The sequence below is a fragment of the Aureimonas sp. AU20 genome (genome assembly GCF_001442755.1).
GTDB lineage: Bacteria > Pseudomonadota > Alphaproteobacteria > Rhizobiales > Rhizobiaceae > Aureimonas.
Map to the genome: position 1 here is coordinate 191,694 of NZ_CP006369.1, position 17,519 is coordinate 209,212.

At 65.4% G+C, this 17,519-nt stretch carries 17 protein-coding genes; 1 reads left to right on the forward strand and 16 read right to left on the reverse strand.

From position 1 onward, the window contains the following. Nucleotides 1-93 precede the first annotated feature (93 nt). Nucleotides 94-1,023 carry a LysR family transcriptional regulator gene (locus M673_RS19920; protein ID WP_061978467.1) on the forward strand — a complete coding sequence of 310 codons (930 nt, stop codon included), beginning with the start codon at nucleotides 94-96 and terminating at the stop codon, nucleotides 1,021-1,023. A 137-nt stretch (nucleotides 1,024-1,160) separates the two neighbouring features. On the opposite strand, the gene M673_RS19925 is transcribed toward M673_RS19920, so the two are convergent. The 16 genes from M673_RS19925 to M673_RS20000 form a co-directional block, all read right to left on the reverse strand. After that, nucleotides 1,161-2,228: an ABC transporter ATP-binding protein gene (locus M673_RS19925; RefSeq protein ID WP_061978468.1), complete on the reverse strand. Its 1,068-nt coding sequence runs from the start codon at nucleotides 2,226-2,228 to the stop codon at nucleotides 1,161-1,163. A gap of 25 nt (nucleotides 2,229-2,253) precedes the next feature. Next, nucleotides 2,254-3,768, reverse strand: a complete 1,515-nt coding sequence (locus M673_RS19930) for a DUF5060 domain-containing protein (RefSeq protein WP_061978469.1) — start codon at nucleotides 3,766-3,768, stop codon at nucleotides 2,254-2,256. Nucleotides 3,769-3,803: 35 nt separating this feature from the next. Further along, nucleotides 3,804-4,691 (reverse strand): carbohydrate ABC transporter permease, encoded by an 888-nt coding sequence (locus M673_RS19935; protein WP_061978470.1) that lies wholly within the window; start codon nucleotides 4,689-4,691, stop codon nucleotides 3,804-3,806. After that, the gene (locus M673_RS19940; RefSeq protein WP_061978471.1) at nucleotides 4,688-5,587 is read right to left on the reverse strand and encodes a carbohydrate ABC transporter permease; all 900 of its coding nucleotides are present in this window, start codon (nucleotides 5,585-5,587) and stop codon (nucleotides 4,688-4,690) included. The genes M673_RS19935 and M673_RS19940 overlap by 4 nt, the downstream gene beginning before the upstream one ends. Before the next feature lie 105 nt (nucleotides 5,588-5,692). After that, nucleotides 5,693-6,946 (reverse strand): ABC transporter substrate-binding protein, encoded by a 1,254-nt coding sequence (locus M673_RS19945; protein WP_061978472.1) that lies wholly within the window; start codon nucleotides 6,944-6,946, stop codon nucleotides 5,693-5,695. 332 nt (nucleotides 6,947-7,278) lie between these two features. After that, on the reverse strand, nucleotides 7,279-8,481 hold the full coding sequence (gene pcaF, locus M673_RS19950; RefSeq protein WP_061978473.1) for a 3-oxoadipyl-CoA thiolase: 1,203 nt from the start codon (nucleotides 8,479-8,481) through the stop codon (nucleotides 7,279-7,281). A gap of 1 nt (nucleotide 8,482) precedes the next feature. Beyond that, a complete protein-coding gene (locus M673_RS19955) occupies nucleotides 8,483-9,154 on the reverse strand; it encodes a 3-oxoacid CoA-transferase subunit B (protein WP_061978474.1) in 672 nt (223 codons plus the stop codon). Further along, entirely contained in the window at nucleotides 9,151-9,885 is a 735-nt protein-coding gene (locus M673_RS19960; protein WP_061978475.1) for a 3-oxoacid CoA-transferase subunit A, read from the reverse strand. The genes M673_RS19955 and M673_RS19960 overlap by 4 nt, the downstream gene beginning before the upstream one ends. 12 nt (nucleotides 9,886-9,897) lie before the next feature. Beyond that, nucleotides 9,898-10,764 (reverse strand): intradiol ring-cleavage dioxygenase, encoded by an 867-nt coding sequence (locus M673_RS19965; RefSeq protein ID WP_061978476.1) that lies wholly within the window; start codon nucleotides 10,762-10,764, stop codon nucleotides 9,898-9,900. 116 nt (nucleotides 10,765-10,880) lie between these two features. After that, entirely contained in the window at nucleotides 10,881-11,942 is a 1,062-nt protein-coding gene (locus M673_RS19970; RefSeq protein WP_061978477.1) for a maleylacetate reductase, read from the reverse strand. Between the two features lie 21 nt (nucleotides 11,943-11,963). Continuing rightward, on the reverse strand, nucleotides 11,964-12,278 hold the full coding sequence (locus M673_RS19975) for a Dabb family protein (protein ID WP_061978478.1): 315 nt from the start codon (nucleotides 12,276-12,278) through the stop codon (nucleotides 11,964-11,966). Between the two features lie 63 nt (nucleotides 12,279-12,341). Further along, complete coding sequence (locus M673_RS19980; RefSeq protein WP_061978479.1) at nucleotides 12,342-13,427, reverse strand: Gfo/Idh/MocA family protein; 1,086 nt, start codon at nucleotides 13,425-13,427, stop codon at nucleotides 12,342-12,344. A 29-nt stretch (nucleotides 13,428-13,456) separates the two neighbouring features. Next, nucleotides 13,457-14,452 carry an inositol 2-dehydrogenase gene (gene iolG / locus M673_RS19985; RefSeq protein WP_061978480.1) on the reverse strand — a complete coding sequence of 332 codons (996 nt, stop codon included), beginning with the start codon at nucleotides 14,450-14,452 and terminating at the stop codon, nucleotides 13,457-13,459. Between the two features lie 55 nt (nucleotides 14,453-14,507). Continuing rightward, a complete protein-coding gene (locus tag M673_RS19990) occupies nucleotides 14,508-15,386 on the reverse strand; it encodes a sugar phosphate isomerase/epimerase family protein (RefSeq protein WP_061978481.1) in 879 nt (292 codons plus the stop codon). A 68-nt stretch (nucleotides 15,387-15,454) separates the two neighbouring features. Continuing rightward, nucleotides 15,455-16,663, reverse strand: coding sequence for a sugar ABC transporter permease (locus M673_RS19995; protein ID WP_061978482.1), 1,209 nt, complete (start codon nucleotides 16,661-16,663; stop codon nucleotides 15,455-15,457). Nucleotides 16,664-16,693: 30 nt separating this feature from the next. Beyond that, nucleotides 16,694-17,500, reverse strand: a complete 807-nt coding sequence (locus M673_RS20000) for an ATP-binding cassette domain-containing protein (protein WP_061978483.1) — start codon at nucleotides 17,498-17,500, stop codon at nucleotides 16,694-16,696. Nucleotides 17,501-17,519 lie beyond the last annotated feature (19 nt).

A 17,519-nucleotide genomic window follows, 5' to 3' on the forward strand; every position in this document is an offset into this window, starting at 1 on the left:
TCGTCCGCAGAGCTTTACGTTGAGATGATCCTCATACAGCATAAGGCAGTGCGGCGATCCCGCTTTTTTGGACTGACTTGATGCGAGGCGGGAATGAAGTTGAGCCGTAGCCTGATGCCTGAACTCTCGGCGCTGCAGGTGTTCGACGCCGCCGCGCGGCATGGAAATTTCACCCGGGCGGCCGTCGAGCTCAATCTCACTCAGAGCGCCGTCAGCCGACAGATCCGCGACCTCGAAGCGCAGCTGGGCATCGTTCTGTTCGAACGCGTGCGCCAGCGCGTGGTTCTGTCGGGCGCGGGGCAGCGGCTGCGGGGGGAGGTCGCCGCCATCTTGCGCGGCGTGGAAGATCTGACGCTTCGCGCCGCCAGTTCGCGCGACGTGACGGGTCATCTGACCATCGCGACGCTGCCGACCTTCGGCAGCCGCTGGCTGACGCCCCGCCTGCCTCGCTTTCTGGAACTCCATCCCGGGCTTCAAGCCACGATCCTGTCCCGCTCGGACTGCTTCGATCTGGTCGAGGCCGGCGCGGATCTGGCCATCCATTATGGAAAACCGACCTGGCCCGGTGCGACCTGCTCCTATCTCTGCGCCGAAACAGTGGTGTCCGTCGCCGCTCCGTTCTGTCTGACGGAGGGTCCTTCGCTCCGGGACGACATCCCGCTGCTGCACCTGACATCGCGCCCCGCGCTCTGGTCGCAATGGCTTTCGCTCAACGGCGGGGACGTGACGCGCGGATTTCGCGGGCATCGGTTCGACCAGTTTTCATTCCTGATCGAAGCCGCCTTGGCGGGAATGGGCGCGGCGCTTCTGCCGACCTATCTGATCGAGCGTGAGATGCAGGTCGGGCAACTCGTCGCGATCGAAGGCAAGCCGCTCGCCACCGAGATGGCCTACTACATCGCCATACCCGACGGCCAGATTTCCGCTCCCATAGCGCAATCCTTCGCGAGTTGGATCGCCACGCAGATCGGAGGGTCCGGCTCGGATCGGCTCCCTGAAAAGGACGGTCCGCTGCTTGGATAAGTGCCTTCGCCCGAAGCGGCGAGGGATGGCGATCGGGATTTTCGGCCCGCCGGCGTCTTCGCGTGGTCGCTCTGGCGAGGAGCCCATCGAGCCGACGCTCGACAGGCCCATCTCTCGTCCAAAACGCAACTGGAGCGCTAAAGACGCCTGCCGGTCGCCTTGTCGAAGAAGTGCGTGTTGGCCGACGCCAGCGACAGCATCACGCGGTTGCCGGGTTGGAAATCGACGCGTTGGCGAAGGACCCAGGTCATCGGCGTGCCGGCGACGTCCAGTTCGACATGGGTCTCCGATCCCGTCGGTTCCACCACCGTGACCGACGCCGGCACGCCATCCCCTTCGGTACCGAACGCGATATCCTCGGGACGGATACCGACGACGATGTCGCGATCCGCCGCCTGCGCCGGAGCGGACAGAAGGGGGACCACGGTTCCCGCCTTGGTTTCCAGCACCGGCGCCTCGCCCGCCCGCAGGCGCCCCTCCAGAAAGTTCATCGCGGGCGAGCCGAGAAAGCCGGCGACGAAGATGTTGTCGGGTCGGTCGTAGAGTTCCAGGGGCGTTCCCATCTGCTCGATCCGGCCGCCCTGCAGCACGACGATCTTGTCGGCCATGGTCATCGCCTCGATCTGGTCGTGCGTGACATAGACGATCGTGGTCTTCAGCCGCTGGTGGAGCGCCTTGATCTCGGCGCGCATCTTCACGCGCAGCTTGGCGTCGAGATTGGAGAGGGGTTCGTCGAACAGGAAGACCTTGGGATCGCGCACGATGGCGCGGCCCATGGCGACGCGCTGGCGCTGGCCGCCGGACAGTTGCGAGGGGCGGCGGTCCAGAAGCGGCGTCAGGCCGAGAATGTCGGCCGCCCGGCCGACCTTCTGCGTGATCTCGGCCCGCTTCGCGCCCGCCATCTCCAGGGCGAACCCCATGTTCTGCGCGACTGTCATCTGCGGGTAGAGTGCATAGTTCTGGAACACCATGGCGATGTTGCGATCCTTCGGCTGCAGGCCGTTGACCACGCCGCCGTCGATTAGGATCTCGCCGCCCGAAATGTCCTCCAGACCGGCGATCATGCGCAGAAGGGTCGATTTCCCGCAGCCCGACGGGCCGACGAGGATGACGAACTCGCCATCCTTGATGTCGATGTCGACGCCGTGGATGATGTCGACGCTGCCGTAGGATTTTTTGAGGTTGCGCACATTCAGGGTGGCCATGAGTTGATCCTTCGCCCGGCGTCGGTCAGCGGCTACGGCGCACGCGCAGCGCAAGATAGGGCTGGCCTGGAAGTTCCACGCCGAAGGCCGCGTCCGCCTTGCCGCCCCGCACGATCGAGCCATGCCGTGTGGGGTGAGGGATGGGCGCCTCGACCTTGCGCGCGGGCGTCACGGTCATGTTCCAGGTGTCGATGATGTCGACCTCGTAGTCGTCGCCTTCCGTGGGCAAGCCCGTCGACCAGACGATGGGCTGATGCTCGCCGAGATAGATGTAGCGCGTCCGCCCGTCGCTGGCCCCCGACACGCGCGTCCATGGAAACGACCCGAACTTGCCCAGAGGGTCGAGGCCGGTGACGTCGTCCTTTTCCAGAAGGTCGCGCAGGAAGCCGATGCGCTTCCAGGCCTCGCCGCGCAGCTCCCCGCCCTTGGCCCACCAGATCAGGTCGTCAGGATGGGAATAGGTCTCGCCGTGTCCGGCGTAGCCGCCTCGCGTCACCGTGAGCCAGAAGCGATGGACCAACTCCTGAGCGCTCAGATTGCCCCAGCTCTGAACGATGTCGCCCTCGTATTCCGGCTCGTCGTTGACCACCGGCTTTCCATAGGCGTCACGCCATTCCTGCGTTCGTTTGACGTCGGGATTCTGGATGCAGACATGGGTGACCCACGGCTTGCGATGATTGAAGTTCATCGTCGCTTCGCCGTTATGGATGGACCGCAGATGTTGGTAGGGATCGTTCTCTTCCAGAATATGGAAGTAGCGGTCCCACTGTTCCATCGGCTTGGTGTCCAGCAGGAAGTCGTATTCGTTGGCCAGCGCCCACCAGACGTTGCGATAGGCCGAGAGACGCGCGGCGAGATAGGCGACGTAGCGATAGTCCTGCTCGGCGCTCATGTCGCTATATCCCCAGCGGTCGTAGGGATGGAACAGGATGATGTCGGCCTCGATGCCGAGATCGCACAAAGCGGCGACCTGGCGCTCGAAATGGCGGAAATGCGCGGGGTTGAAGCGGTCGAAATCTTGGCTGCCATCGGCGCCGGTCTCGAAGCAGCGATGCAAAGGTTCGTTGGTGTTGTAGGGATAGTCCTTCGGGAAAACGCCCATGCGGATCTTGTTGAATCGCGCCTGCTTCAGGGTTTCCAGCGTCTGCGCCTGCATCTCGAGCGGCTGGTGCGTCCACGCATAGCAGGTGGTTCCGAACGACAGGAACGGCGTTCCGTCGGCATGGGCGAAGTGGAACTTGTCGCGCACGCGAACCGGGCCGTGGTTGGCCGCCCCGGCGGGGCCGACCTGAAAGGCGCCTGACTGGCCGTCGAGCTCCGCGCAGTTCGACCGGGTCCGGTAGGTCCACTCGCCCTCGGTGTCGGGCATGAACCGGATGCGATAGACGCCGTCCCCGTCGTAGAAACCGGGAACGCGGATTTCCCGGCTCTTCTGGATGAAGAGCGCGTCCAGCTCGACGTCGCGATAGGGATTGCCGCTGGAAGGTCCTTCGAGCGAGGTTTCGAACACGCCCCATTTTTCGACGGATGCACTGATCATGGAATTCCCTTGCATGAAAGGCGATGGAGGTTCGGTCAGCCCTTGACCGCGCCGGAGGTGAGGCCGGACACGAAGTACCTTTGGAAGATGAGGTAGACGAGCGTCGCGGGCAGCACGGTCATCACGATGGCCGCGTTCAACTGGCCGTAATTGCTGGAGAACTGGCCCTGGAAGGACATGAGCCCCAATGGCAGCGTCCACATTCCCTGATCCTGCAGCAGCACCAGAGCCATCGCGAACTCGTTCCAGGTCGAGACGAAGTCGAGAATGAGAAGAGCGGCCAGAACGGGAAGGCAGACCGGCAGGAAGATGCGCCGGAAGATCGTGAAATGCCCCGCGCCGTCGATCAGCGCCGCTTCCGAGAGTTCCTTGGGAATGCCCCGGAAGAAGCTGTGCAGGATGAAGACCTGATAGGGAACGCCGAAGGCGATATAGGGGAGGATCACGCCGGCATAGGTGTCGATGAGGCCGAGCGAGTTCACGAGCGTGAAGAGCGGAGCCAGCATGACCTGGAACGGGATCATGGTTCCGAACACGATGAGCAGCAGGAGCAGCTTGCCCCAGCGCATCTGGATCTTGGCCAGCGCATAGGCGGCCATGGCGGAGAGCATCAGGCCGATCGGCACCTTCACGAGGGTGATGATGACGCTGTTGAAGAAGGAGCTTGCGAAGTTCCCCCGGCTCCAGGCGTCGGAATAGTTCTCGAAGGCGAGTTCGCTGGGCGGCACGAAGGCGCCCGTCGCCGTGACGGCGGCCTGCGTCTTCAGCGACGTGAAGACGATGAACACGAAGGGCGCGATCCAGATCACGGCGACCAGCAGGAGCGCGACGAACAATCCGAGAAGGACGGGGTCCCTCAGCGCGCTGGGCCGGGCGATGACGTCCACACTTTTCGAGGTCAGCGAAGGAGGGGCCAAGCTCATTGGTCGCGCTCCTCGTGCTTCTGCGTCCAGCGCAGATAGGGAACGACGATAGCCAAGGTGATGAGAAGAAGAACCACTGAGATCGCGGCGCCCCTGCCGAAATCGAAGATCTGCATGGCCTGCGTGAAGGCCCAGAGCGCGAGCATCTGCGTCGATTGGGCCGGACCTCCTCCGGTGAGACCGTAGACGATGTCGAAGGCCTTGAGGGACGAGATCGTGGACAGGACCAGCACGATGGTGATCGTGGGGCGCAGGGCCGGCAGCGTAACGTGCCGGAAGATCGACCAGCGCCCGGCGCCGTCGATGCGCGCCGCCTCGATGAGCGTGCCCGAGACACCCTGGAGCCCGGCCAGGAACAGGACCATCGAGAAGCCGACCGACTGCCAGAAATAGGCGACGAAGATCGAGTAGAGCGCGATGTCGCGATCGCCCAGCCAATCCATGATCCAAGCCTGGAGGCCCAGCGAGGTTAGGAGGCCATTGAACAGGCCGTAGAACGGGTCGTACATCCACTTCCACATCGTCGCGACGGCGATCGGCGCGATGATCACGGGAAGATAAAAGATCGCCCGGAAGGAGTTGCGGCCGAAAATCTTCCGGTTCAACCCGAGGGCCAGAAGAAGGCCCGTCATCGGCGGGAAGACGATCGACAGGACGGTCCACAGGACCGTGTTGTGGAAGGCTCTCCAGAAAACGGGATCGCGGGTGAAGATCGCCCGGTAGTTGGCAAGCCCGACGAAGCGACGTTCGGGGTCCAGCCCGTTCCAACGGTGGAAGCTCAGCCCGATCACGTCGATCATCGGGTAGAGCGCGAAGGTGGCATAGATCAGGAAAGCCGGCGCCAGCAGCACGAAGGCCTGCACGCGCGGATCGCTCAATCGGGATCGCAGGGTCATCACGGGTTCTCTTGGGCCGAGCGTCGCCGTTCCGGCGGCCTTGTCCGGTTGGGCTCGAGCGTCCGCCTGTGCGGACGCTCGGATCGAGGAAAGCGGGCGCCTAGCTCAGCCGCGACTCTCGATGAAGTCCTGAAGATCGGCCGCGGCCTGCGCCGGCTCCATGTTGCCACCGGCAACCTCGTTGATGAGACGGAAATACTCCGTCGTCACGTCGAGCGGGAACGCCTGATCGCCGTTCATGTAGATCTTGTCGTACTGCTTGAAGAAGCCGAGCCACTCGGCCTCCATGGGCCGCTGGTCGTCATAGCGCACGTTCTTGTTCACCGAGATGGCGCTGATCTGGCCCCGATGCTTCTGCTGCGTGTCCGTGGAGATGAAGTAGTCGAGGAACTTGGCGGCAAGGTCGGGATTGGCGCTCTTGCTGCTGACGTAATTGTATTCGGCGAAGCCGTAAAGGCGGTTGGTGTCCGTCGGGAACGGGAAGACGCCGTAGTCGTCCAGATTGGCCGTGCCGGCGAGCTGCGCCACGAGCCAGTCGCCTTCCAGCATCATGGCCGCGCGACCGGCGACGAACAGACTGAACGACTGCTTGTTGTCGATGCCCATGAAGGGCTGCAACGTGTAGTCCTTCGTCCATTTGGCGAACTCCGTAAACGCCTGCGTGGCGCAGGGTTCCGTCGTCCAACTGGTTTTCATCGCCTTGAGGGCGTCGTGCTTGTCCGCCCCGCATTTCGTTTCCAGAATAACGTCCAGCAGGCGCATGACATGCCAGTTGACCGAACCGCCGAAGGTGAAGGCCGGGGTTCCCGCAGCCTTCAGTTTTTCCGCCGCGGCCAGAAGTTCGTCATAGGTCTTGGGCTCGGCCGTGATGCCGGCATCTTGGAAAAGCTTCTTGTTGTAGTAGACCGCCTCGCCCTTGAAGGTGAACGGCACGCCGTGCTTGCCGCCGGGATAGAGGTCGGCGAACGCCGCCGCCGAGGGCAGAAGCTCGTCGTTCCACTTGTACTGGGTGTAATAGGCGTCGAGCGGGCGCGACAGGCCGGCCTTCACATACTCGCCGCCGAGCCCCAGACCCGCCCAGCTGAAGAAGATGTCGGGGCCGCGATTCGAGCCGGCTGCGACGCGCAGAGCCGTCTTGTGCTCGTCGACCGCGCGTTGAACGATCTCGATCTTGGTGCCCGGGTTCTTGGCTTCGAACTCCGTCGCGATGTCGCGCAGAGCCTGATTTGCCGACGCCGCGTCGTAATTCAGCGTCCAGAACGTCAAGGTCTGTGCCTGCGCGCTGGCCCAACCGGTGCTGCCCAGAAGAGTGGCTGCGCAGAGTCCGACGGCGCCGATCGCATCCCGATATGTTCGCATGATCACCCTCCCAGGCTATATGTCGAGGGAAGGAAATCGTGCGGAGCCAAGCCTGTCAACTGGTATAATGAGATACCCGGCCAAAGGCTGGTGATCGCGTTTCCCGTGCATGCACGTCGGTTCGACTTGTCGTCAGGGTTTACGACACGATCCTCTACCGCCAGAGCCACAAGGTCGAAAACCTGTTCCCCAAGCTCAAGGACGTCAGGCGCATCGCAACTCGCTACGACCGATGCGCGTACACTTTCTCTTCAACCAACTGGACCGCCGCTATCATCATCGTTTGGCTCTGATCGATGATTCCTGGGTCTAGCCCACGCTAGGCAAGCGCCTCACGCCCGTTCCAGCGCGATGGCGATGCCTTGGCCGACGCCAATGCACATTGTCGCGAGCGCGTGGCGCTTGCCCGTCAGCGCAAGTTCCAGCGCCGCCGTGCCGGCGATGCGGGCGCCCGACATGCCGAGCGGATGGCCGAGCGCGATGGCGCCGCCGTTCGGGTTCACGCGCGCGTCGTCGTCCGCGATGCCGAGGTCGCGCAGCGTCGCGAGGCCCTGGCTCGCGAAGGCCTCGTTCAGCTCGATCACGTCGAAGTCGGTCTGGGAGAGCCCCAGGCGGGCCATCAACTTCTTCGAGGCCGGCGCCGGCCCGAAGCCCATGATGCGCGGGGCGACGCCCGCCGTAGCGCCGCCGAGAATGCGCGCGATCGGCGTTAGGCCGTGGCGACGCGCAGCATCCTCGTTCGCCACGATCAGCGCCGCCGCGCCGTCGTTGACGCCTGAGGCGTTGCCCGCCGTCACCGTGCCGCCCTTGCGAAAGGGTGTCGGCAGCTTGGCCAGGGTCTCGATCGTCGTCGCGCGCGGATGCTCGTCCGCATCCACGATCTTCGGATCACCCTTGCGCTGCGGGATCGTCACCGGAACGATCTCCTTCGCCAGCCGCCCGTTGCCCTGCGCCGCCGCGGCCTTGTTCTGCGAGCGCAGGGCGAAGGCGTCCTGGTCCTCGCGCGAGATGCCAAAATCCTCGGCGACGTTCTCGCCCGTCTCGGGCATGGAATCGACGCCGTACTGCGCCTGCATCAACGGGTTGACGAAGCGCCAGCCGATCGTCGTGTCGTGGATTTCGGCGTGACGCGAGAAGGCTGTTTCGGCCTTCGGCATGACGAAGGGCGCGCGCGACATCGACTCGACGCCGCCCGCGATGATCAGCTCGGCCTCGCCCGACTTGATCGCCCGCGCTGCCGTGATGACGGCATCCATGCCGGACCCGCAAAGGCGGTTCATCGTCGTTCCCGGCACGGTCTCGGGCAGGCCCGCCAGCAGGAGGGACATGCGCGCGACGTTGCGGTTGTCCTCGCCCGCCTGATTGGCGCAGCCGAAGATCACCTCGTCCACCGCGCCGAAGTCGACTGACGGATGACGCTCCATCAGCGCCTTCAGGGGCACGGCCCCGAGGTCGTCGGCCCGGACGGAGGACAGCGCGCCGCCGAAGCGGCCGATGGGCGTGCGCAGGTAGGCACAGATGAAGGCTTCGCTCATTTCAAAGCTCCGGTACGACAAGGTCGGCGACGGGGCCGGGGACGACAAGTTCGGCGCCCGTCTGGGCTTGCAGGTCCTCGACTGACAGGGACGGCAGCTTCTCGCGCAGCACAAAGCGCCCGTTCTCGATGTCGATGACCGCGAGGCTCGTGTAGACGCGGGTGACGCAACCGACGCCCGTCAGCGGCAGCGAGCAGCGCTTCACGAGTTTGGGCTTGCCGTCCTTCGTCACGTGGTCGGTGATGACGGCGACGCGCTTGGCGCCGTGGACAAGGTCCATCGCCCCACCGACAGCGGGCACGCCCCGCGGCCCCGTGGACCAGTTGGCGAGATCCCCCTTCTCGGCCACCTCGTAGGCGCCGAGGATCGCCACGTCGAGATGCCCGCCACGCACCATGGCGAAACTGTCGGCATGGTGGAAGAAGGCCGTGCCGGGCTTCAGGGTCACGGCTTTCTTTCCGGCATTGATGAGGTCCCAGTCCTCCTCGCCCACCTTGGGCGCCTCGCCGAAGCCGAGAATGCCGTTCTCCGTATGGAAGATCGCCTCGCGCCCCGGGGGCTGGAACTTCGCCACCATCTCGGGGAAGCCGATGCCAAGGTTCACGTAGGCGCCATCAGTGATGTCCTGGGCGGCCCGCCAGGCGATCTGGGTGGAGGAGAGTTTCGAACTCATGCGGCCCTCGGAGGATAGACGGCGTTGGCGCGGTTGAGGTCTTCTTCTTGCGCGGGATCGGCGACGGCGACGACCCGCTGCACGAAGATGCCGGGTGTCACGACCGCTTCGGGATCGATGGTGCCCGGTTCGACGATCTGCGAGACCTGCGCGACCGTCACCGCGGCGGCGGTCGCCATGAGGGGGTTGAAGTTGCGGGCGGCCTTGTTGAACACGAGGTTCCCGAGGCGGTCGCCCTCGTAGGCCTTGATCAGCGCGACGTCGGCCTTCAGCCAGCGCTCGCGCACATAGGGACGGCCGTCGAACTCCTCGACGGGCTTGCCCTTGGCGAGGTCGGTCCCGTAGCTCGTCGGCGTGTAGAACGCGGGGATGCCCGCGCCGCCGGCCCGGATGCGCTCGGCGAGCGTGCCCTGCGGCACCAGCTCCAGCTCGATCTGTCCGGCCAGGTACCGCTCGGTGAAGACCTTCGGGTCGGCCGAGCGCGGGAAGGAGCAGATAAGCTTGCGCACCATGCCCTGCTCGATCAGCGCCGCGAGCCCGACATGGCCGTTGCCCGCGTTGTTGTTGACGACGGTGAGGTCCTTGGGCGAGCCCGTGGCATTGAAGCGGTCAATCAGCGCGTGGATCAGCTCGATCGGCGCGCCCGAGCCGCCGAAGCCACCGATCATCACGGTCATGCCGTCCTCGACGACCGCCACCGCGGTCGCCAGGTCCGAAACTGTCTTGTCCATGGTTGCGTCTTCCTAGTGGGCCGAGGAGCCGTTCGTCCCGGTGAGGGGCACGAGCACGAAGTCGAAGGGCGAGCGCCAGTTCGTGTCCCCGTCCTCGACGCGCTCGAAGGGAGCCACCAGGGACCGCTTCACGCCGAACACTGTGTCGGAGTCGAGGTACTCGTCGTCCCCGACGAACGTGTGGGTGACGACCTTCTGGAAGCCGGGCGCCGTCACGAGGTAGTGCATGTGCGCGGGGCGGTAGGGATGGCGGCCGAGGTGCCTAAGCATTTTGCCGACCGGCCCGTCGTCCGGGATCGGGTAGGAGACGGGCTTGATCCCGGCGAAGCTGTAGCGGCCGTCGGCTCCGGTGACGAAGATGCCGCGGTTGTTCCACTTCGGCTGGATGTCGGGCTGCTGCACGTCGTAGTAGCCTTCCGCGTTGTCGGACCAGACGTCAACCCGGGCGCCCTCGACCGGGTTGCCCTCGAGGTCCACCACCCGGCCCTCGAAGAGGCAACTCTCCCCCTTGCCGTCGAGCGAGATGTTGTCCCCCATCTCACGTACGGGCGCGTGGGCCACGTGGAAGGGACCGAACACCGTGTTCTCCGTCGCGCCCTCGGGGCGGCGATTGTTGATGGCGTCGACCAGCATGGAGAACCCGAGCGTGTCGCTGAGGAGGATGAACTCCTGCCGCTCGTTCGAGCACATCTTGCCCGTCGTCGTGAGGAAGTCGATGCCGACCTCCCACTCCTCCTGCGTGAGCTGCGTCTCCTTCGCGAAGGCGTGGAGGTGCTTGACCAGCGAGGCCATGATATGGGCGAGGCGCGGGTTCGCGTCCGGCGTCATGCGGGCGTTCACCGCCTCTACGGAGCCTTCCTCTGTGAAGTAGGGGGTCATCTCGTTCTCTCCCTCTCGGCGTCGGGTCCTGTCTTCGGCAAGCGGCGGGGGGCGACGGTCGGTTGCCGTCCCCGGCGCTCACGATCGGTCGAGGCCGAACGCGAATATCTCTGTGTTCAAGGCTGTGGCTCCGCGCCCTCCCAGGCGCGTTGCAGAAGGGCGCGCAGCGGCGCCGCCTCGATCGGGCGCGGGTTCCAGTACGGGTTCGACAACGCGATCTCGCAGGCCCGGTCGAGATCGGCCTCCTTCAGGCCGAGATCGCGCAGCGCCGTCGGCATGCCGAGGTCGGACGCCATGCGGTGGAGGCTGGCGGGCGCGTCGGAGGCGCCGATCGCCCGTCCGATCCGGCCCATCGCCTCGGCCGTGGCGGGGCTGTTGTAGGCCAGAGCGTGCGGCAGCACGACCGTGTGCGTTTCGGCGTGCGGCAGGTTGAAGCTGCCGCCGAGCGTGTGGCAGAGCTTGTGGTGTAGGGACATGCCGACATGCCCGAGCACCGTGCCGCAAAGCCAGGCGCCGTAGAGGCAGAGCGACCGCGCTTCCCTGTCGTCGGGCGCCTTGGCGATCCCGGGCATGCCTTGCGCGAGGGCACGGATGCCTTCCTCGGCCATCAGTGACATCACCGGGTTCCCGTCCTGGGCGTAGAGCCCCTCGGCGGCGTGGGCGATGGCGTTCATGCCGCTGACGAGCGACATGCCGAGCGGCAGGGACATCGTCAGGTCGGGGTCGTAGATGACGGAGCGCGGCAGAACGCGTGCGTCCTTGCCCGTCTTCTTGAGACCCCCCTCCGTGATTCCGTAGATCGGCGTCATCTCGGAGCCGGCGTAGGTGGTCGGGATCGCGACGATCGGGATCGTCGCTTCGAGGGCGATCGCCTTGCCGAGGCCGATCGTGGAGCCGCCGCCCACGGCGACCGCACAGTCCGCTCCCAATTCGGCGGCGATCTCGCGCGCTCGGCGCGCGCTTTCGATCGGAACATGCATTTCGGCCCCATCATGGATTCCCGCGAGGCGGGAGCCGAGCAGGTCCGCGACCATCTCGGCCTGCGCACGCTGAGGCGGCGTGCAGAGGACGAGCGCCCGGCTCGACCCAACAGCTTCGACCTCGTCGCGAACGGAGGCGACCTTTCCCGATCCGAAGAGGACCCGGGAGGGATGCGCCGTGTAGAGGAAGTCCTTCATGGCATCAGTCCTGTAACAGGGTCAGGCAGCGCTTCCGGCGACGGCGTAATCGACCTGGTAGCGTGCGATCCGCATCTGGCCGAGCTCGCCCTTCACCCGCATGTGAGCGGGATGGGTCGCGTAGGCGTCGAGCGCCTCCTGGCTTTCGAACTCGGTGTAGAGAACGACGTCGCAGGCATAGTCGACGCAGCTATGGTCGAGGCCGACTTCGAGGTGGAGAAGGCCGGGCACCTCGTCGCGCAGCTCCTCGAAGCGGGTCCGCAGGAAGTTCGCCGCCTCGGAGCGGGCTTCCCGGGTTTCGCCGGCCATGTTCCACATCACGATATGCTTGATCATTGATCGACTCCGGCAGCGGGTAGGACGTTTCGGCTCGCACGACGATCTCCGTCCCGGATCGGGTCAGAGCTGGACCTCGGCACCGTTCTGGGAGGACGACTGGAAGAGCGCCTCGAGGATACGGTTGATGTTGTGGGCTTGGCTCGCCGGGACGTTCGAGAGCGCGCCCGTCCGCAGGGAATTCGCGAAGGCCGCAGCCTCGCGGTCGAAATAGACGGGGTTCCCGATCTCGGCGATCTCGGGCGAGTAGACCGTCTTTCGGACGGCCCAAATCTCCGGGAAGCTCGTCTCGTTCCACTCGGTCCAGCCCTCGGGGAGCCCGGCCTTGCCCGTGCTGTAGAGCTTGTAGGACGCCGGGAGCGGACGAGAGTGCATGACGCCCTCCGTGCCGTAGGCGGTGATGTCCCAGCTCTCGGTCCAGGGCAGCGGGTCCCAGGACATGAAGTCGACCGTGATGATCTTGTCGGGGTAGTTCAGGATCGCCCCGACCGCGTCCTCGCGGGCGTTCGGCGTCATCACCCCTTCGAACTTGGTGATGCGGGCATTCACCGACGTCGGTATCCCGAAATGCAGGAGCAGGCGATCCATGGTGTGGCAGCCGATCACGTAGAAGGCGCCGCCGATGTCGCCGGGCTGGCGCATATGGTCGGTGTCCGCCTCATGATGCGAGCAGCCCGCGTGGGCCCGGACTTGGAGCACCTTGCCGAGCTGGCCCGCCTTCAGGACCTCCTGCATCCGGTCGACGGAGGGTGCGTAGCGCCAGCAGTAACCGACTTGGAAAAGCTGACCCGTCTTCTCGACGGCTTCGACCAGACGCACGGTGTCGACCGATCCACGGCCGGCGGGCTTCTCGCAGAGGACGGCCTTGCCGGCCTCCATCGCCTCGATGGCCCAGTCAGCCATGAGGTAGCTCTTTGGATGGATCAGGACCGCGTGGACGTCCGGGTCGGAGAGGATCTCCCCCTTGGTGCGCTTGGCGATCCCCATGGCGTCGACGAATGGGTCGAGGAGCGGGCTGTTGTCGAAGGCGCCGAGCAGCTTCGCGTTCGACATGCGCTGGAACGCCTTCACGCGTCCCGAGGTATGAGGGTGCGTGATGCCGAGGCAGGCGATCCCGAGCGGGACGTCGTTTCCGATGGCGTAGGTCATGACGGTCTTCCTCCCATTCTGCTTGTCGTTCAGACGGCGACGGCGCGACCCGTGCGGACGGACTCCACTGCGCACTCCGCCAACCGCAGGGCCAGGACCCCGTCGCGCACGGTGGTCGGCATCGGCTTGTCGCCGGCGACCGCGTCGATGAACGCATTCATCTCGGCCCGGTAGGCCTGCGCGTAGCGCTCGAGGAAGAAGTTCAGGAGCGGCTCCTGCGCGTCGGTCATCTCGGCCGTGGTGAGGCGCATCGTCGTCGGACGAAGGTTGTCGTGCGTCAGCAGGCCGGTGGAGCCCAGCACCTCGACGCGCTGGTCGTAGCCATAGACCGCCTCGCGGCAGTTGTTGATGACCGCCTGCTTGCCGCTCGCGGTCTGCAAGGTCATCATGACGGTGTCGTAGTCGTCATATTGTTCGAGAAGGTCGGGATCGACCAGTCGCGAACCGACGGCCGTGACCAGCACCGGTTCCTCGCCGAGCAGCCAGCGGGCCATGTCGAGGTCGTGGATCGTCATGTCGCGGAAGATGCCGCCGGAGCTCTTCACGTAGGCCGCAGGCGGCATTCCCGGGTCGCGGCTGGAGATGACGACCTGACGGACCTCCCCGATGCGCCCGGCGTCGATCGACCGGCGGATCTCGGCGAAGGTCGTGTCGAAGCGACGGTTGAAGGCAAGCATCACCTTGCCGCCCAGACGCTCGACATTGGCGGCGGCTTTCTCGCTTTCGGCGATGTCGAGATCGATCGGCTTCTCGCAGAGAACCGCCTTTCCGAGCTCCACGGCCTTCGTCAGATATTCGACATGGGTATCGGTGGGCGTGCCGATGACCACGGCATCGACATCCGGGCGCGTGATCGCCGCCAGGACGTCGGTCATCGCCTCGGCGCCATGCGCCTGAGCCACGGGCTGAACCGTCGTCGGATAGGGATCGGCGACCGCGACCAGCGTCGCCTTGGGGTTCGCTGCCACGCTCGCCGCGTGGATCTTGCCGATGCGCCCTGCGCCGAGAACTGCAATTCTAACCATTGTTCGAAATTCCTCGATGTTCGGCAACGGAGCCGGCGGGCTCCAAACGAGTGGGTCAGACGACCGGCAGGTTCACGGACTGGAACTGCCGCATCGTCGTGTCGAAGGCGCGCTGCGCGGCCATCTCCAGCGGAAGATAGCGGTGATAGGCCGAGATCACCTCGACGCCCCAGTAGCCGCGATAGCCGACGTCGAGGATCGCCTGGATCTGCGACGCGATGTCGATCGAGCCCTCGCCGCAAAGGCGGCGGTAGTGGGTGGAGTCGTTGAACAGGTCCCCGAGGACCTCCGGTCCGGCATCGTCGAGTTCCACGGCTTTCAAGAGTTCGGGCGGCATCTTGCGGATGTCGTCCGCCGTCATCCCGCCGCGCTGGATGTGCCAGGTGTCGACCAAAAGGCCGCCATTCGCGGCCCCGAGCCCGTCGAAGAGCGCGACACCACGCTCGATCGAGTTGATGCTGGCGAAGGGCAGAAACTCGATGACGATGTCGATGTTGAGGGGCGCCGCCCGCTCGCAGATCTTGGCGAGCGCGGTGCGCATGGCGGGCACGTCCGGCTCGCCCTCCTCGAACACGCCGCCGCCGATCTTGATCTTCTCGACGCCCAGTTCGGCGCTGATCTCCAGCTTCCGCTCGAACATGGCGTCGGACGCCACGCGCCTCGCGTCGGCAAGGTGCCAGTCCACCAGGAATTCGAGTTCGACATGGCGGATGCCGTTGTCGGAGAAGATGCGCTTGACGGTCGGAAGGCCGTACTGCTCGATCGCGGCGTTCATGTCGTCGAGGACGAAGCCCATGCCGCGCCAGCCGATCCGCCCGCAGACCTCTGCCCGCTCCTGAAGTGAGAAGGGGCTGACCTCGGTCGGGGAGCCCGGCCACACCGGCCCGGCGACCGTCCAGTAGCTTGCGCAGAGTTCGATGTCGTCGATCTTCATGTCGGTGGCCCTTGTCGTGTCGCTTGTCCCGCGTCCCGGACTTGGTGATGCCCGGGACGCTGGCGGTATCAGAAGCTCTGGTGACCCGTCGCCCGTTCGATGAGCTTGTCGATCGAGACGGCGAGCACGAGCAGGAGCCCGGTCACGATCAGGCGGACCTCGTTCTCAACGCCCATCAGGTTGAGCCCGTTGCTGACGGTGCCGATCACGAGGGCACCGAGCAGCGCCGCGTGGATCGAGCCTCGGCCGCCGAAGAGGCTGACGCCGCCGATGACAGCCGCCGCGATGGACTCTAGGAGAAGCGTGCCGCCCCCGACGCCGCCGCCGGAGAAGACGCCGACGCCGAGCGTGCGCGAGGCCGCGATGACGCCCGCCAGGGCCGCGATCCCGCCTGCGATGGCGAAGGCCGCCATCTTGATGCGGGAGACCTTGATGCCCGCCCGCCGGGCGGCCTCTTCGTTGTTGCCGACGGCGTAGAGATACAGCCCGAACTGGGTGCTGTTGAGGATGTAGCCGCCGACGCCGAGGAGAACCGCGAAGATGAGCACGATCAGCGGAATGCCCTGGTGGGCGGTCAGGATCGCCACGACCACGGCCCCGAACGCAGCGGCGGCGGCGATCGGAACGACGACGGACGGGAGGAAGGAGACCTCGAGGCCGTTCCTCTTCCGGCGTGCGACATCCGACAGAACCAGGGCCGCGTAGACAAGAATGCCGATCGCCAGGGCCAACCAGGCCCAGACGCCGCTGATGTTCGTGAGGGCGATCTTCTCGATGCCGGTCTGCTGCAAGCCGTACCGCGCGGTCTGCGGAAGCAGGATCAGTTGCAGGCCGTTGAGGGCGAGGCCGAGACCGAGCGTCACGACGAAGGAAGGAACGCCGACGAAGGTCACCCAGCGCGCCGAGCAACTGCCGATGGCGGCGCCGACCAGGATGGCGATGGGAATGGCGATCCAGGGAGAGACGCCGAACTCGACCACGAACTTGGCCATGAGCACGGAGGTCACACCGTTGATCGCGGCGATCGAGAGGTCGATCTCCTTCACCAGAAGCACGAACATCAGGCCCAGTGCCATGATGCCGACGACCGTGCTCTGGAGCAGCAGGTTCGAAAGGTTGCGCGACGTCAGGAACACGTCGCTCTGGGATGCGAAGAAGATGCCGAGCGCGATCAGGCCGATGACGATCGGCAGGGCGCGCAGGTCGTTGGCAAGCAGTTCGCCGAAGCTCCGACGCGGACGCTTCACGGGCGCATCAACGGTCATGGTGGTGGCCATCGGGTTTACCTCGAGATGGGGGAAGCGCGGTCAACCCGCGAGATTGACGCCTTCGTTGCCGCCGACCATCGCGTTGACGACCTGCTCACCCGTGACGTCCTTGGATTTGAAGCTGGCGCAATTTGCGCCGAGGCGCATGACCTCGATGCGGTCGGTCGCGTTCACCACGAAATGGTGGATGTCGTGGCTGACGATCACGATGCCGAGCCCCTGGTCGGCCAGGGTGCGGATGAGCGTTGCCACGCCTTCCGCCGCCGAGTGGCTGAGGGCTGCCGTCGGCTCGTCGAGGATGACGACCTTGGGCGTTTCGAGGATCGACCGGGCGATGGCGATGTTCTGGCGCTGGCCGCCCGACATCGCGCCGACCGGCCGCGTCAGGGACAGGTTGCCGAGGCGCATCCGGGTGAGGAGTTCACGGGCCCTGACTTCGCACTCTGCGCGGCGAATCCGTCCGCCGCCCCACCAGGACCCGGTCACCTCGCGGCCGAGATAAAGGTTCTGGACGGCGTCGAGATTGCTGCACAGAGACAGGTCCTGGTAGACCGTCTGGATGCCGAGCGCGGTCGCGTCGGTCGGCTTCTTCACCGTGACGGGCTTGCCCTCGAACAGGTACTCGCCCGAGTCCGCCGCGTGGACGCCCGCCATCACCTTGACCAGGGTGGACTTGCCGGCGCCGTTGTCCCCCACGAGGGCGACGATCTCTCCGGGATAGACCTCCACGGACGCGCCGCGCAGCGCGTGCAGCGAGCCGAAATGCTTCTGGATGTTGCGCAGCGAGACCAACGGGGTCCCGCGACTTTGGGCTGCGGCTGGCCGTTCGGCGATAAGTGCAGACATGGTCGATCCTCCCGAGATC

Excerpts from the sequence above, each read along its gene's own strand:
- M673_RS19970 (WP_061978477.1), bottom strand. The coding sequence starts at position 11,942 with ATGAAGGACTTCCTCTACACGGCGCATCCCTCCCGGGTCCTCTTCGGA.
- M673_RS19975 (WP_061978478.1), bottom strand. The coding sequence starts at position 12,278 with ATGATCAAGCATATCGTGATGTGGAACATGGCCGGCGAAACCCGGGAA.
- M673_RS19980 (WP_061978479.1), bottom strand. The coding sequence starts at position 13,427 with ATGACCTACGCCATCGGAAACGACGTCCCGCTCGGGATCGCCTGCCTC.
- M673_RS19990 (WP_061978481.1), bottom strand. The coding sequence starts at position 15,386 with ATGAAGATCGACGACATCGAACTCTGCGCAAGCTACTGGACGGTCGCC.
- M673_RS19995 (WP_061978482.1), bottom strand. The coding sequence starts at position 16,663 with ATGGCCACCACCATGACCGTTGATGCGCCCGTGAAGCGTCCGCGTCGG.
- M673_RS19965 (WP_061978476.1), bottom strand. The coding sequence starts at position 10,764 with ATGACCCCCTACTTCACAGAGGAAGGCTCCGTAGAGGCGGTGAACGCC.
- M673_RS19960 (WP_061978475.1), bottom strand. The coding sequence starts at position 9,885 with ATGGACAAGACAGTTTCGGACCTGGCGACCGCGGTGGCGGTCGTCGAG.
- M673_RS19940 (WP_061978471.1), bottom strand. The coding sequence starts at position 5,587 with ATGACCCTGCGATCCCGATTGAGCGATCCGCGCGTGCAGGCCTTCGTG.
- M673_RS19930 (WP_061978469.1), bottom strand. The coding sequence starts at position 3,768 with ATGATCAGTGCATCCGTCGAAAAATGGGGCGTGTTCGAAACCTCGCTC.
- iolG (WP_061978480.1), bottom strand. The coding sequence starts at position 14,452 with ATGGTTAGAATTGCAGTTCTCGGCGCAGGGCGCATCGGCAAGATCCAC.
- M673_RS19945 (WP_061978472.1), bottom strand. The coding sequence starts at position 6,946 with ATGCGAACATATCGGGATGCGATCGGCGCCGTCGGACTCTGCGCAGCC.
- M673_RS19955 (WP_061978474.1), bottom strand. The coding sequence starts at position 9,154 with ATGAGTTCGAAACTCTCCTCCACCCAGATCGCCTGGCGGGCCGCCCAG.
- M673_RS19935 (WP_061978470.1), bottom strand. The coding sequence starts at position 4,691 with ATGAGCTTGGCCCCTCCTTCGCTGACCTCGAAAAGTGTGGACGTCATC.
- M673_RS19920 (WP_061978467.1), top strand. The coding sequence starts at position 94 with ATGAAGTTGAGCCGTAGCCTGATGCCTGAACTCTCGGCGCTGCAGGTG.
- M673_RS20000 (WP_061978483.1), bottom strand. The coding sequence starts at position 17,500 with ATGTCTGCACTTATCGCCGAACGGCCAGCCGCAGCCCAAAGTCGCGGG.
- pcaF (WP_061978473.1), bottom strand. The coding sequence starts at position 8,481 with ATGAGCGAAGCCTTCATCTGTGCCTACCTGCGCACGCCCATCGGCCGC.
- M673_RS19925 (WP_061978468.1), bottom strand. The coding sequence starts at position 2,228 with ATGGCCACCCTGAATGTGCGCAACCTCAAAAAATCCTACGGCAGCGTC.